This is a genomic window from Pseudomonas faucium (assembly GCF_021602585.1).
GTDB classification, from domain to species: domain Bacteria; phylum Pseudomonadota; class Gammaproteobacteria; order Pseudomonadales; family Pseudomonadaceae; genus Aquipseudomonas; species Aquipseudomonas faucium.
This window is the reverse complement of the sequence record NZ_BQIP01000035.1, coordinates 1-12,577: the sequence shown is the minus strand read 5'-3', so window position 1 is coordinate 12,577 and position 12,577 is coordinate 1. Positions and strand designations below refer to the sequence as shown.

At 63.3% G+C, this 12,577-nt stretch carries 14 protein-coding genes; 5 read left to right on the top strand and 9 right to left on the bottom strand.

Annotated elements, in window-relative coordinates; all coding sequences use genetic code 11:
• The first annotated feature begins 135 nt into the window (after positions 1–135).
• A complete protein-coding gene (locus tag L6D75_RS25630) occupies positions 136–840 on the top strand; it encodes a lipoate--protein ligase family protein (protein WP_176516006.1) in 705 nt (234 codons plus the stop codon).
• On the opposite strand, the gene crp is transcribed toward L6D75_RS25630, so the two are convergent.
• Positions 837–1,481, bottom strand: a complete 645-nt coding sequence (gene crp / locus L6D75_RS25625; RefSeq protein ID WP_176516004.1) for a cAMP-activated global transcriptional regulator CRP — start codon at positions 1,479–1,481, stop codon at positions 837–839. The two genes, L6D75_RS25630 and crp, sit on opposite strands and share 4 nt — an antisense overlap.
• 191 nt (positions 1,482–1,672) lie before the next feature.
• Between crp and L6D75_RS25620 the strand changes: the two genes are divergently transcribed.
• Positions 1,673–2,095 (top strand): OsmC family protein, encoded by a 423-nt coding sequence (locus L6D75_RS25620; RefSeq protein ID WP_004376171.1) that lies wholly within the window; start codon positions 1,673–1,675, stop codon positions 2,093–2,095.
• A gap of 43 nt (positions 2,096–2,138) precedes the next feature.
• Here L6D75_RS25620 and L6D75_RS25615 read toward each other — a convergent pair whose 3' ends face one another.
• From L6D75_RS25615 to hemJ, 6 genes are all read right to left on the bottom strand, one after another.
• Positions 2,139–3,179, bottom strand: a complete 1,041-nt coding sequence (locus L6D75_RS25615) for a DUF2157 domain-containing protein (RefSeq protein ID WP_176516002.1) — start codon at positions 3,177–3,179, stop codon at positions 2,139–2,141.
• A 10-nt stretch (positions 3,180–3,189) separates the two neighbouring features.
• On the bottom strand, positions 3,190–3,837 hold the full coding sequence (gene coq7, locus L6D75_RS25610) for a 2-polyprenyl-3-methyl-6-methoxy-1,4-benzoquinone monooxygenase (RefSeq protein ID WP_176516000.1): 648 nt from the start codon (positions 3,835–3,837) through the stop codon (positions 3,190–3,192).
• Positions 3,838–3,903: 66 nt separating this feature from the next.
• Positions 3,904–4,242 carry a histidine triad nucleotide-binding protein gene (locus tag L6D75_RS25605; RefSeq protein ID WP_003255518.1) on the bottom strand — a complete coding sequence of 113 codons (339 nt, stop codon included), beginning with the start codon at positions 4,240–4,242 and terminating at the stop codon, positions 3,904–3,906.
• A gap of 63 nt (positions 4,243–4,305) precedes the next feature.
• A complete protein-coding gene (locus tag L6D75_RS25600) occupies positions 4,306–5,088 on the bottom strand; it encodes an SDR family NAD(P)-dependent oxidoreductase (protein WP_176515998.1) in 783 nt (260 codons plus the stop codon).
• A 67-nt stretch (positions 5,089–5,155) separates the two neighbouring features.
• On the bottom strand, positions 5,156–6,112 hold the full coding sequence (locus L6D75_RS25595; RefSeq protein ID WP_176515996.1) for an NAD(P)H-dependent flavin oxidoreductase: 957 nt from the start codon (positions 6,110–6,112) through the stop codon (positions 5,156–5,158).
• Positions 6,113–6,142: 30 nt separating this feature from the next.
• On the bottom strand, positions 6,143–6,568 hold the full coding sequence (gene hemJ / locus L6D75_RS25590; protein WP_176515994.1) for a protoporphyrinogen oxidase HemJ: 426 nt from the start codon (positions 6,566–6,568) through the stop codon (positions 6,143–6,145).
• A 143-nt stretch (positions 6,569–6,711) separates the two neighbouring features.
• On the opposite strand from hemJ, the gene argC reads away from it, so the two are divergent.
• Together argC and erpA are read left to right on the top strand one after the other, a co-directional pair.
• On the top strand, positions 6,712–7,746 hold the full coding sequence (argC, locus tag L6D75_RS25585; protein ID WP_176515992.1) for an N-acetyl-gamma-glutamyl-phosphate reductase: 1,035 nt from the start codon (positions 6,712–6,714) through the stop codon (positions 7,744–7,746).
• Between the two features lie 145 nt (positions 7,747–7,891).
• Positions 7,892–8,242, top strand: coding sequence for an iron-sulfur cluster insertion protein ErpA (erpA, locus tag L6D75_RS25580; RefSeq protein ID WP_176515990.1), 351 nt, complete (start codon positions 7,892–7,894; stop codon positions 8,240–8,242).
• Positions 8,243–8,302: 60 nt separating this feature from the next.
• On the opposite strand, the gene L6D75_RS25575 is transcribed toward erpA, so the two are convergent.
• Together L6D75_RS25575 and L6D75_RS25570 are read right to left on the bottom strand one after the other, a co-directional pair.
• On the bottom strand, positions 8,303–9,394 hold the full coding sequence (locus tag L6D75_RS25575) for an anhydro-N-acetylmuramic acid kinase (protein ID WP_176515989.1): 1,092 nt from the start codon (positions 9,392–9,394) through the stop codon (positions 8,303–8,305).
• A gap of 4 nt (positions 9,395–9,398) precedes the next feature.
• Positions 9,399–10,817 (bottom strand): peptidoglycan DD-metalloendopeptidase family protein, encoded by a 1,419-nt coding sequence (locus L6D75_RS25570; protein WP_176515987.1) that lies wholly within the window; start codon positions 10,815–10,817, stop codon positions 9,399–9,401.
• A 215-nt stretch (positions 10,818–11,032) separates the two neighbouring features.
• Here L6D75_RS25570 and tyrS point away from each other — a divergent pair, with 215 nt between their 5' ends.
• Complete coding sequence (gene tyrS, locus L6D75_RS25565; protein WP_176515986.1) at positions 11,033–12,232, top strand: tyrosine--tRNA ligase; 1,200 nt, start codon at positions 11,033–11,035, stop codon at positions 12,230–12,232.
• The last annotated feature ends 345 nt before the right edge of the window (positions 12,233–12,577 follow it).

The window sequence follows — 12,577 nt, the reverse complement described above, 5'->3', positions numbered from 1 at the left end:
GTCTGTCTGTTCTGGCCTCTTCGCGGGGCAAGCCCGCTCCCACAATGACACTCCAGTTCCTGAGTGCAGCAAGAACCTGTGGGAGCGGGCTTGCCCCGCGAAGAGGCCAGGGAAAACAACATGAAAGATGGATCAATGATCGATCAACCCCTGGCCCTCACCGTCGAACAAGGCCTGCATGCCGAACAGGAACTGTTGGCCGCCGTATGCCGCGGCGACCAGGAATGCGGCGTGCTGTTCTGGCGGCCGACCGACCACGCCCTGGTCATGCCCCGGCGCATGAGCCGGCTGGAAAACTTCGAAGCCGCTTGCGCGGAGCTGGCAATTGCCGGCTGGCCGGTGCTGTTGCGCGAAACCGGCGGTGAGCCGGTACCGCAGTCGCATTCGACGGTGAACGTGGCCCTGGTCTATGTCGCCCCGCGCAGCGAAGGCGACCACGGCCGCATCGAAAACGCCTACGAGCGCCTGTGCCTGCCGCTGTGCGATGTGTTGCGCGAGTGGGGTGGCGTGGCATCGGTGGGCGAAATCGACGGCGCCTTCTGCGATGGCCGCTACAACGTTAACCTCAATGGCCGCAAGCTGGTCGGTACGGCCCAGCGCTGGCGCCAGGGGCTGGGCGGCAAGCGCCCGGTGGTGCTGGTGCATGGCGCGCTGCTGCTGGACAACGAGCGCGAATCGATGGTCGCGGCGGTCAACCGCTTCAACGAGTGTTGCGAACTGGAGCAGCGCTGCCGCGCCGACAGCCATATCGCCTTGCATGAAGTGGTGCCCCAGGCGCCCTGGTTCGAGCGCCTGTCCCAGGCATACCGCGAAGTCCTGGCGGCCCTGCCCAGGGATTAACGGGTGCCGTAGACCACCATGGTCTTGCCCTTGACCTGTACCAGGCTGCGTTCTTCCAGATCCTTGAGCACGCGGCCGACCATTTCCCGGGAACAACCGACGATGCGGCCAATTTCCTGGCGGGTGATCTTGATCTGCATGCCGTCCGGGTGGGTCATGGCATCTGGCTGCTTGCACAGGTCGAGCAGGCAGCGCGCCACCCGGCCGGTCACATCGAAGAACGCCAGGTCGCCGACCTTGCGCGTGGTGTTGCGCAGGCGCTGGGCCATCTGGCTGCCGAGGGCGTAGAGGATTTCCGGGTCGTGGCGGGTCAGCTCGCGAAACTTGTCGTAGCTGATTTCTGCCACTTCGCATTCGGTCTTGGCCCGTACCCAGGCGCTGCGCTGCTGGTCGCTGTCGGCAGGTTCGAACAGCCCGAGTTCGCCGAAGAAATCGCCGTTGTTGAGGTAGGCGATGATCATCTCGTGGCCTTCGTCGTCTTCGATCAGGATGGTCACGGAGCCCTTGATGATGTACGACAAGGTTTCGGCACGATCACCGGCGCAGATGATGTTGCTCTTGGCGGTGTAGCGGCGGCGCTGGCAGTGCACCAGCAGCTTGTCGATGTTCTTGATCTTGGCGGGTAGGGCTGAGGCAACCATCACGAAATCCTGTTCGTTGCGAGGCATAGGCTCTTGTTAGTCATTGATTGACGCTGCGCGCCATTCAATTGGCGCCAGCTTATCAGACACTGCAGGATGTTTCGGCACAAATGCGACGCGCATTGAGCTTTTCCGACAGCCATACAAGGCTTAAGCTGACACCCTTTTGCGAATTCCAGGAGTACGGACAGATGAAGGCACGCATCCAGTGGGCCGGTGAAGCGATGTTCCTCGGTGAGTCGGGGAGCGGCCACGTGGTGGTGATGGATGGCCCGCCCGAGGCTGGCGGCCGCAACCTGGGCGTGCGCCCGATGGAAATGCTCCTGCTCGGCCTGGGTGGCTGCAGCAGCTTCGATGTGGTGAGCATCCTGAAGAAGTCCCGCCAGGCGGTGGAAAGCTGCGAAGCCTTCCTGGAAGCCGAGCGCGCCAGTGAAGACCCGAAGGTCTTTACCAAGATCCACATGAACTTCGTGGTCAAGGGCCGTGGGCTCAAAGAGGCCCAGGTCAAGCGGGCGGTGGAGCTGTCGGCGGAGAAGTACTGCTCGGCGTCGATCATGCTGGAGCGCGCTGGTGTGGAAATTACCCACGGCTACGAGATTGTAGAGCTGGGTTGAACCGGAAAAGCTGGGGCCGCAAATGCGGCCTCAGCGTCATGAATCAGTTACGCAGTGCCGGCAAGGCCGCCAGCAACCATTGCGGCAGCCAAGCCCTGACCGCCTGGCTCAACCGCTCCCGGCGCTTCTGATATGCCAGCCCCAGGCCAATCACGCCAAGCCCGATCTGCGTCAGCACCACCGGGAACAGCAGCGATTCGGCAAACACTTCGTAAGACAGATAGCCCAGGTAGGCCGCCACCCCCAGTGCGCCAAACACCATGAACACCGGCCGGCGCAGCAGCACGGCGATTGCCATCAAGCCAAGGTTGACCAGGCAGTACAGCGCCTTGCCCAGTTCACTGTCGCTTTCCATCATCGTCAGCCCGCCCCAGAACGCCGCCAGCCCGGCCAGGTAGCCCCAATGGGCGTAGTCCTCGCGGGTACGGCCGTCGACCAGCACGAACACCAGCAGCAATCCCAGCCCGAACCACAGCGAAACCGTGCGCCGCTGCTCCCAGCTGAACGGTGAGCCATACACCCACTCGCTCAGGTCCATCGACATGAACCACAGCGCGACGGCGATGGGCATCACGATGAACGGGTAGGGAATCAGCCTCAGCATCAGCAGGCCGGCCAGCACCGTGGCCGCCTCCATCACCAGCCAGCCACCCTGCACATAGGTGTAGTACTGGTGATAGTCGGTTTGCGCATCGTCCAGCGGCCACCAGCCCGCCAGGCGTTCGACGGCGAACACGGCCAGCGGCACGATGCTCACTGCAACGGCCGCCAGCACGCCGGCAGCAATGGGTTGCTGGCGCTTTTGCAGGGCCAGGGCGAACAGGGTAATGAGGGCGATGTACAGGGTGGCGATGGCCAGCAGGGCGGCGTCGCCAATGCGCATCCAGGCTTCGGTGAGCAGCCAGCCCATGGCCCCCATGATCAACAGGGCGCCGAAGTAGAAGGCGACGTGAGCCAGCTGGAAGTTGCCACGTGCGGCAGGTTGCTTGCGCAGGAAGTCCAGCAGGGCCTGGTCCTGGCCCGGCTGGAGGATGCCGGCTTGCACGGCGCGCGCCAGGTCCTTGGCGTCGATGCGGTCCGTCATGGGCGTGCCCTTAGATGCGGTAGGTGCTCTTGGTCATGACCTTGGCCATCAAGCTCATGCCGAAGCGAACCGGAGCGGGGAAGCGATAGCCGCCGGCCTCCAGGGCGGATTCGGCGTGGTGCTCTTCATCCACGCGCATCTGTTCGAGGATGGCCCGTGATTTTTCGTCTTCCTGGGGGATCTGCTCGAGGTGTTCGTCCAGGTGCTTGCACACCTGATGCTCGGTAGCGGCGACGAAACCCAGGCTGACCTTGTCGCTGACCAGCCCGGCAAGTGCGCCGATGCCGAACGACATACCGTAGAACAGCGGGTTGAGCACGCTTGGGTGGCTGCCAAGCTGGCGGATGCGCTGTTCGCACCAGGCCAGGTGGTCGACTTCTTCCTCGGCGGCATGTTCCATGGCCTTGCGCACCTGCGGCAGCTTGGCGGTCAGGGCCTGGCCCTGGTACAGCGCCTGGGCGCAGACTTCGCCGGTATGGTTGATGCGCATGAGGCCGGCAACGTGGCGGGTCTGGCTTTCGTCCAGCTCGACATCCGGCTGGATGATGGCCGGCGAGGGCCGGGACGGTTGGCCGCTGAAGGGCAGCAAGGTGCGCATGGCGGTATCGGCCTGCAGCAACAAGCGGTCGAGCGGCGAGTAGTGACGTTCGGTGGCCATCGGGCACCTCCACTGAAGTGATGCCCGACAGTTTACCTCAATCGCCCGGGAGGGGCTTGCCTTGGGTCAGCCCGGTGGCCAGTTCATCTGGCGCTGGCCGAGTACATGCATGTGGATGTGGTAGACGGTCTGGCCGCCTTTGGGGTTGCAGTTCATGACCACGCGGAAACCTTCTTCACAACCTTGCTCGACCGCCAGGCGCTGGGCGGTGAACAGGATATGGCCGGCCAGGGCCTTGTCCTCTTCGGTCAGGTCGTTGAGGGTGCGGATGTGTTTCTTCGGGATGACCAGAAAGTGTACCGGCGCCGCTGGGGCGATGTCCTTGAAGGCCAGGATCTGGTCATCTTCATAGATGATATCCGCCGGGATTTCCCGGTTGATGATTTTGAGGAATAGATCGTCCACAGCACTTGCTCCATGGTGAGGGTCGGGCCGAGTGTACTCAGCCGTGCGCCGCTCGCCCAGTGGCTATTCCATGCCGACCGGGCAGTAGCGGCGGTGGATGAAGCCTGCCAGCTTGCGCGCCAGCCAGCGCGGCATCAGGCGTGGGGCAAAGGCCAGCCAGCGGTTGCGGCGCACCGGCATGATCAGCGCGCGGTTCTTTGCCAGGGCGCGCACGGTGTACAGGGCCACTTCCTCGGGGCTCAGGCAGCGGCTGTTGCCGTCGAGCCGGGGAATGCGCCGCAGCGCCGAGCGCACCGGGCCTGGGCACAATACCGAAACCTTGATGCCGGTGGGCTTGAGCTCTTCGCGCAGCGCTTCGCTGAAGTTCAGCACGTAGGCCTTGCTCGCCGCATAGGTGGCCATCCAGGGGCCGGGTGCCGCTGCCGCAAGGCCGGCGACATTGAGGATCTGCCCGCCACCCTGCACCGCCATCAGGTTGCCGATGGCATGGCACAGGCGGCTCAGGGCCAGGATGTTGACCTCCAGCAGGTCCTGCTCATCGGCCCATTCGTGGGCCAGGAACGGGCCGTAGGTGCGCTGGCCGGCGCAATTGACCAGCAGGTCGATGCGCCGTTCGCCTTCCTCGAGCTCCAGTACGAAGCCTGACAGGCGCAGTGGCTGGCTCAGGTCGCAGGCGCGAAACAGCACTTCGACGCCGAAGCGCTGGGTCAGCTCGATAGCCACCGGCTCCAGGGTCTCGCGATGGCGTGCCACCAGGATCAGGTTGCGCCCGCGCCGCGCCAGGGCTTCCGCCAGGGCCAGGCCCAGGCCGCTGGAAGCACCGGTGATCATGGCGTAACGGGTCATGCAAGGCTCCTGGGGGCTGAAGAGGGCGCCTAGTGTACAACTTGGCCGGGCAAGGTGTTGCCTTTTGCTACAGGGCCTTGGCGCTCAATGCCTGGCTGCGGTTCAGCGCTGCACGGTATTCGCCTTGCAGGCGCTGGATGAGCGCGGCGGCGTCGGGCAGGTCATGGATTTCGCCGACGCCCTGGCCTGCGGACCAGACGGTCTTCCAGACCTTCGCCTCGTCGTCCAGTGGCTTGAGCTTGCCCTGTTCGTGCCCGGCTTTCAGTGCCGCCATGTCGTAGCCCGCCTGCTCCAGGCTCGGGCGCAGGAAACTCGCCGGAATGCCGGAAACCGCGGGGGTATGGATAATGTCGGCGGCATGGGCGTCGAGCAGCATCTGCTTGTAGGCCTCCTGCGCACGGCTCTGGCGGGTGGCGATGAAGCGCGTGCCCATGTAGGCAAGGTCTGCGCCCAGCAACTGGGCCGCGAGGATTTCGTGGCCGTGGTTGATGCAGCCGGCCAACAGCAAGGTCTTGTCGAAAAACTGGCGGATCTCGGCCACCAGGGCGAACGGGCTCCAGGTGCCTGCATGCCCGCCAGCGCCCGCCGCCACGGCGATCAGCCCATCCACGCCCGCCTCGGCGGCCTTCTCGGCATGCCGGCGGGTGGTCACGTCGTGGAACACCAGGCCACCGTAGCTGTGCACCGCATCCACCACTTCCTTCACCGCACCGAGGCTGGTGATGACAATCGGCACGCGGTGTTCGACGCACAGTGCCAGGTCGGCCTGCAGGCGCGGGTTGGTGGGGTGGACGATCAGGTTGACGGCGTAGGGCGCGGGCTCATGCAACTGGGCCAGGCCAGCCTCGATCTCTTCGAGCCAGGCCTTGAAGCCGGCGCTGTCGCGCTGGTTCAGGGCAGGGAAGCTGCCGACGATGCCGTTGCCGCAGCAGGCCAGGACCAGATCAGGGTTGGAAATCAGGAACATGGGGGCAGCGATCACCGGCAAGCGCAGGCGTTGTTCGAGCGAGGCAGGCAAAGACATGGGCAAGGCTCCAGTGCAGAAGGGTGTGCGTCAGAACGGTTTGACCACCACGAGGATCACGATGCCCAGCAGGAACAGCACCGGCACTTCGTTGAACCAGCGATAGTAGACATGGCTGCGGGTATTGGTACCGCTGGCGAAGCGCTTGCGCTGGGCGCCGCACACGTGGTGGTAGCCGGTCAGCAGGATCACCAGGGTCAGCTTGGCATGCAGCCAGCCTTGGCTCAGCCAGCCGGGGGTGAGGTACAGCATCCAGGCGCCGAATACATAGGTGGCGATCATCGCCGGGTTCATGATGCCGCGGTACAGCTTGCGCTCCATGGTAATGAAGCGTTCGCGGCTGATGCTGTCTTCGCTCTGGGCGTGGTAGACGAACAGGCGAGGCAGGTAGAACAGGCCGGCGAACCAGCAGACCACGCTGACGATATGCAGCGCTTTGATCCATAGATAGAGCATGGAGGGAGTTCCTTCAGGTTTTCACGGTGGTCAGATAGTAGAGGCCAAGTGCCCGGAGGGTCACCCGAAGAGTTGTTACAGGCGCCCTGCACCCCTATTATCGTGCGCTTTCCAGTCGGCTCGTTGATAAAGGGGCAAGCGTTATGATCAAGGTCGGTATCGTCGGCGGCACGGGTTACACCGGCGTCGAACTGCTGCGTCTGCTGGCACAGCATCCACAGGCCGAAGTGGCGGTCATCACTTCGCGTTCCGAAGCGGGCGTGGCGGTCGCCGACATGTATCCGAACCTGCGCGGTCACTACGACGGCCTGGCTTTCAGCGTGCCGGACAGCAAGGCTTTGGCAGCGTGTGACGTGGTGTTCTTCGCCACCCCGCACGGTGTTGCCCACGCCCTGGCTGGCGAGCTGCTGGCGGCCGGCACCAAGGTCATCGACCTGTCCGCCGACTTCCGCCTGCAGGACGCCACCGAGTGGGGCAAGTGGTACGGCCAGCCGCACGGCGCGCCTGAGCTGCTCAAGGATGCGGTCTACGGCCTGCCTGAAGTGAACCGCGAGAAGATCCGCCAGGCGCGCCTGATCGCCGTACCGGGTTGCTATCCGACCGCCACCCAGCTGGGTTTCCTGCCGCTGCTCGAGGCCGGCCTGGCCGACCCGTCTCGCCTGATCGCCGACTGCAAGTCGGGTGTCAGCGGGGCAGGGCGCGGTGCCGCCGTGGGCTCGCTGTTCTGTGAGTCCGGCGAAAGCATGAAGGCCTATGCGGTCAAGGGCCACCGCCACCTGCCGGAAATCAGCCAAGGCCTGCGCCTGGCTGCCGGCAAGGACATCGGCCTGACCTTCGTGCCGCACCTGACGCCGATGATCCGTGGCATTCACGCCACCCTGTACGCAAACGTCGTCGATACTTCGGTCGACCTGCAGGCGCTGTTCGAAAAGCGCTATGCCGATGAGCCGTTCGTCGACGTGATGCCAGCGGGCAGCCACCCGGAAACCCGCAGCGTGCGCGGTGCCAACGTCTGCCGCATCGCCGTTCATCGCCCACAGGGCGGTGACCTGGTGGTGGTGCTGTCGGTGATCGACAACCTGGTCAAGGGCGCTTCCGGCCAGGCCGTGCAGAACCTGAACATCCTGTTCGGCCTGGACGAGCGCATGGGCCTGTCCCACGCCGGCCTGCTGCCGTAATCCCAGGTTCGTCGAAAAGGCCCGCCGCGTGCGGGCCTTTTTGTTTGCCGCGACTAAAGCCGCACAATTGTTGACCGATTTTCTCGGAGAAGCGGATAATGCGCGTCATCGAGTTTTAAGGCGGCACTGCGCCGGGAGAATCTACATGAGCGTCGAAACCTTCACCCCCACGGCTTTGGAATTCACCCAAGGGGCAGCGCAAAAGGTCAAGACCCTGGTTTCCGAAGAAGGCAACGAGCGCCTGAAGTTGCGCGTGTTCGTGACCGGTGGCGGCTGTTCGGGCTTCCAGTACGGCTTCACCTTCGATGAAGACGTGGCCGAGGATGACACCATCGTCGAGCGCGAAGGCGTGTCCCTGGTGGTTGACCCGATGAGCTACCAGTACCTGGCTGGCGCCGAGGTGGACTACCAGGAAGGCCTGGAAGGTTCGCGCTTCGTGATCAAGAACCCGAATGCTGCCACTACTTGTGGCTGTGGCTCCTCGTTCTCGATCTGACGCCGGGCGATACGAAAACGCCGCGCATTTGCGCGGCGTTTTGCTTTGTGGCGTAGCCTGTCAGGCCGGGTAGATTGCGCCCAGTACCCGTAGCCCCTTGGCTGCGGTGACGCTGGGGCGGTTGGCGGCGATGCCTTCAAGGCAGCAATGGGCCAGCCAGGCAAAGGCCATGGCCTCGACCCAGTCCGGGTCGACGCCCTGTTCCCCGGTGCTGGTGACCTGGGCATTGGGCAGCAGCCCGGCAAGCCGCGCCATCAGCGCACCGTTGCGGGCACCCCCGCCGCACACCAGCAGGGCCTGCGTGCCTGACTGGGCGTTGAGCAGTGCGTCGATGATGCTGCGCGCGGTCAACTCCAGCAGCGTGGCCTGGACGTCTTCGTCCCGGTAGGCGGGCAGGCGGGCGAGGTGGCCGTCCAGCCAGGGCAGGTTGAACACTTCGCGGCCGGTGCTTTTTGGCCCGCTGCCGGCGAAGAACGGGTCGCCCAGCAGTGTATTGAGCAAATCGCCCTGTACCACGCCGCTGGCTGCCCAGGCACCGTCTGCATCATAGGTGTGGCCACGCTTGCGCTCGACCCAGGCGTCCAGCAATACGTTGCCAGGGCCGCAGTCGAAACCGTGTACCGGCTTGCCCTGCTCGATCAAGCTCAGGTTGCTGAACCCCCCGACATTGAGCACCGCCAGCTGCTTGCCAAGGTGGCTGAACAGCGCCTCGTGGAAGGCGGGCACCAGCGGCGCGCCCTGGCCACCCGCTGCCACGTCGCGGCGGCGGAAGTCGGCAACCACGCTGATACCGGTGAGCTCGGCGAGCAAGGCCGGGTTACCGATCTGCACCGTGAATCCGCGGGCAGGTTCATGGCGGATGGTCTGGCCATGGCTGCCAATGGCGCGGATGGCGTCAGCCCCCAGGCCCTGCTGCGCCAGCAGGTGCTGGATGCCCTCGGCCGCCAGGCTCGCCCAGCGGTTTTCTGCCAGCGCGGCGCGTGCGATCTCGTCCGGGCCGCTGCTGCACAGGCTCAGGAGGTCGCGCCGCAGGTCGGGTGGCATGGGCAGGTAATGGGTGGCGAGCAGTAGCGGCTGCTCGCCTTGTTCGATCAGTGCAATGTCCAGCCCGTCGAGGCTGGTGCCGGACATCACCCCCAGGTAGAGCGCCATGGGATCAGCGCTTGTTCGCTGCGAGCATGGTGGCCTTTTCCTGGTCCATACGGGCGATCAGGGGTTGGCTCTGCTGCAGGAAACGCTGGCGCTCGGCCTTGGCGATCGGGTCGGCCATCGGCACCTTCTGGCTCAATGGGTCGACGTGCACGCCGTTCACCTGGAACTCGTAATGCAGGTGCGGGCCGGTGGACAGGCCGGTGGTGCCGATGTAACCGATGATCTGGCCCTGCTTCACGCTGCTGCCGGTCTTGATACCCTTGGCAAAGCCCTGCATGTGCCCGTAGAGGGTCTTGTAGCTGTTGCCGTGGGCAATGATCACGGTGTTGCCGTAACCCCCGCGACGGCCGGCCAGCTCGATGCGGCCGTCACCGGCGGCCTTGATCGGCGTGCCCCGTGGTGCGGCGTAGTCGACGCCTTTGTGCGCGCGGATCTTGTTCAGGATCGGGTGCTTGCGCCCGGCGGAGAAGCGCGAGCTGATGCGGGCGAAATCGACCGGGGTACGGATGAAAGCCTTGCGCAGGCTGTTGCCGTCGGCGGTGTAGTAGCTGGTGTTGCCCTGCTTGTTGGTATAGCGCACGGCGGTGTAGGTCTTGCCGCGGTTGGTGAAGCGCGCGGAGAGGATGTTGCCGGTGCCGACCACCTTGCCATCCATGACCTTCTGCTCGTAGACCACGTCGAATTCGTCGCCCTGGCGGATGTCCTGGGCGAAGTCGATGTCGTAGCCAAGCACCTTGGCCATGTCCATGGTCATGCTGTGGGAAAGCCCGGCGCGCTGGGCCGAGGCCGACAGCGAGCTCTTGATCACCCCGTGGGCGTAGGCAGTGCGTACCACCGGCTTGCTGATTTCACGATCGAAGGCGTAGCCCTTGGCGGTCTTGGTCAGGCGAATGGTTTCGAGGTTGCTGACCTTGCTGTGCAGGCTGGCCAGTTGGCCATCCTTATCGAGTTCGAACTGCAGCACCTGGCCGTGCTTGAGCTGGCTGAACTGCTTGGCCTGCTTGTTGCTGGCCAGCAGGTCATGCACCGCGTTGGTCGGCAGGCCAACCTTGGCGAACAGCGTCGACAGGGTGTCGCCGCGAGCGACGGTCACTTCGCGATGGCTGGGGTCCTTGGCTTCGGGTTTCTGCTCGGCAGCGGGAGCTTCCTGAGCGGCTTGTTCGGTGCTGGGTTCGGCGCCTTCGATCTGCGCGAAGGGGGTGCCTTGACCGCCTTCGACCTGCACCAGTGGCGCGGCCTTGGACTCGTCCTTCAGTTGTTCGGCCGGGCTTTCCAGTTCCAGGCTGAGGGTGGTCTTCTTTGCTTCGACTTCGCTGGACGGAAATACCAGCAGGGCCAGGCTGAGCAGAGCGGCGATGCCGCTGGCGGCCAACAGATGGCTTTTCGGATAAAGCGGGGGCGCTTTAGGCGTTTCGTTGGTCATAGGTAAGGTGACTTTGAAGAAAAGTGAATATGGAAAAGATGAATGACATGATGAAGATGAAATAACTGTATAAAATATAACCAAATCCACTTTCACGCAAGGGCGCGTAGACGCCGCAAAGCTGCGGTCAGGTCACATTCCATTGCGAAACTTGTATTTGATGGCCGATCTTGTATGGTTGGCTCCCCTTGAATCTGAGCCTAGCGGGTCTGTTTATGAAGTCGGTTGAAGAGCAGCTGGCGCTTATCAAGCGCGGTGCGGAAGAAGTGTTGGTCGAGTCGGAACTGGTGGAGAAGCTCAAGCGCGGCCAACCTCTGCGCATCAAGGCAGGCTTCGACCCGACTGCGCCGGACCTGCACCTTGGCCACACGGTCCTGATCAACAAGCTGCGCCAGTTCCAGGAGCTGGGGCATCAGGTGATCTTCCTGATTGGTGACTTCACCGGGATGATCGGTGATCCGAGCGGCAAGAGCACCACGCGTCCGCCACTGACGCGCGAGCAGGTGCTGGACAATGCTGAGACTTATAAACAGCAGGTGTTCAAGATCCTCGACCCGGCCAAGACCGAGGTCGCCTTCAACTCCACCTGGATGGACAAGCTGACGCCGGCCGACTTCATTCGCCTGGCTTCGCAGTACACCGTTGCGCGGATGCTCGAGCGTGATGACTTCGACAAGCGTTACACCACCAACCAGCCGATTGCCATTCACGAGTTCCTCTATCCGCTGGTGCAGGGCTACGACTCGGTAGCGCTGAAGGCTGACGTGGAACTGGGTGGTACCGACCAGAAGTTCAACCTGCTGATGGGCCGCGAACTGCAGCGCGCCTACGGCCAGGAAGCGCAGAACATCGTGACCATGCCGCTGCTCGAAGGGCTGGACGGCGTGAAGAAGATGTCCAAGTCGCTGGGCAACTATGTGGGTATCCAGGAAGCGCCCGGGGTGATGTACAGCAAGCTGGTGTCGATCCCGGACACGTTGATGTGGCGTTACTTCGAGCTGCTGAGCTTCCGTTCGATGGAAGAGATCGAGCAGTTCCGTGCCGACGTGGCCAATGGTGCCAATCCGCGTGACATCAAGATCAAGCTGGCCGAAGAGATCGTTGCGCGCTTCCATGGCGAAGAAGCTGCGGCCAATGCGCATCGCGCGGCGGGTAACCGCATGAAGGAGGGCGAGCTGCCGGAAGACTTGCCTGAGATCGAAGTTGGCGCAACAGAAAGCTTGCCGATCGCTGCCGTGCTGAATCGCGCGGGCCTGGTGAAGAACTCGGCAATGGCGCGGGACCTGCTCAATGGCGGCGCGGTCAAGGTCGACGGTGCTGTGGTTGATCGCGACTTCGTGTTCGCGCTGGGTGCGACCCATGTGTGCCAGGCGGGCAAGAAGGCATTTGGCCGGGTGACACTCAAGGCTGAGTGATCGGCAGTTGCTGTAGCTATATAGAAGCGGGGCGGCCATTTGGCCGCCCCGCTTTGTTTTTCAGCGATATTAAGGTTTCTTGAAATTAAGCCTTGACGGGGTCTCGAATCCCCTTATAATGCGCCCCACTTCCAGCGTAGTCGGAACGAGAAACTCCTTGAATTTCAAAGAGTTACTTAATCCAGGTAGTGCTGGAGGTGCTTCGATCGTCTGATCGGTAGCGGTTGAAAAGGTGGTTGACAGCGCTTCTAAACGCTGTATGATTCGCCTCCCGCTACGAGAGATCGCAGCGAGCCAAGTGTTTGAAGCTAAACGAGTTTCTCGCGAAAAACTTCAAAATAAACG

What these genes read in the sequence shown, in the direction of transcription:
- L6D75_RS25630 (WP_176516006.1), top strand. Translation starts at nt 136, where the DNA reads ATGATCGATCAACCCCTGGCCCTCACCGTCGAACAAGGCCTGCATGCC.
- crp (WP_176516004.1), bottom strand. Translation starts at nt 1,481, where the DNA reads ATGGTTGCCTCAGCCCTACCCGCCAAGATCAAGAACATCGACAAGCTG.
- L6D75_RS25620 (WP_004376171.1), top strand. Translation starts at nt 1,673, where the DNA reads ATGAAGGCACGCATCCAGTGGGCCGGTGAAGCGATGTTCCTCGGTGAG.
- L6D75_RS25615 (WP_176516002.1), bottom strand. Translation starts at nt 3,179, where the DNA reads ATGACGGACCGCATCGACGCCAAGGACCTGGCGCGCGCCGTGCAAGCC.
- coq7 (WP_176516000.1), bottom strand. Translation starts at nt 3,837, where the DNA reads ATGGCCACCGAACGTCACTACTCGCCGCTCGACCGCTTGTTGCTGCAG.
- L6D75_RS25600 (WP_176515998.1), bottom strand. Translation starts at nt 5,088, where the DNA reads ATGACCCGTTACGCCATGATCACCGGTGCTTCCAGCGGCCTGGGCCTG.
- L6D75_RS25595 (WP_176515996.1), bottom strand. Translation starts at nt 6,112, where the DNA reads ATGTCTTTGCCTGCCTCGCTCGAACAACGCCTGCGCTTGCCGGTGATC.
- hemJ (WP_176515994.1), bottom strand. Translation starts at nt 6,568, where the DNA reads ATGCTCTATCTATGGATCAAAGCGCTGCATATCGTCAGCGTGGTCTGC.
- argC (WP_176515992.1), top strand. Translation starts at nt 6,712, where the DNA reads ATGATCAAGGTCGGTATCGTCGGCGGCACGGGTTACACCGGCGTCGAA.
- erpA (WP_176515990.1), top strand. Translation starts at nt 7,892, where the DNA reads ATGAGCGTCGAAACCTTCACCCCCACGGCTTTGGAATTCACCCAAGGG.
- L6D75_RS25575 (WP_176515989.1), bottom strand. Translation starts at nt 9,394, where the DNA reads ATGGCGCTCTACCTGGGGGTGATGTCCGGCACCAGCCTCGACGGGCTG.
- L6D75_RS25570 (WP_176515987.1), bottom strand. Translation starts at nt 10,817, where the DNA reads ATGACCAACGAAACGCCTAAAGCGCCCCCGCTTTATCCGAAAAGCCAT.
- tyrS (WP_176515986.1), top strand. Translation starts at nt 11,033, where the DNA reads ATGAAGTCGGTTGAAGAGCAGCTGGCGCTTATCAAGCGCGGTGCGGAA.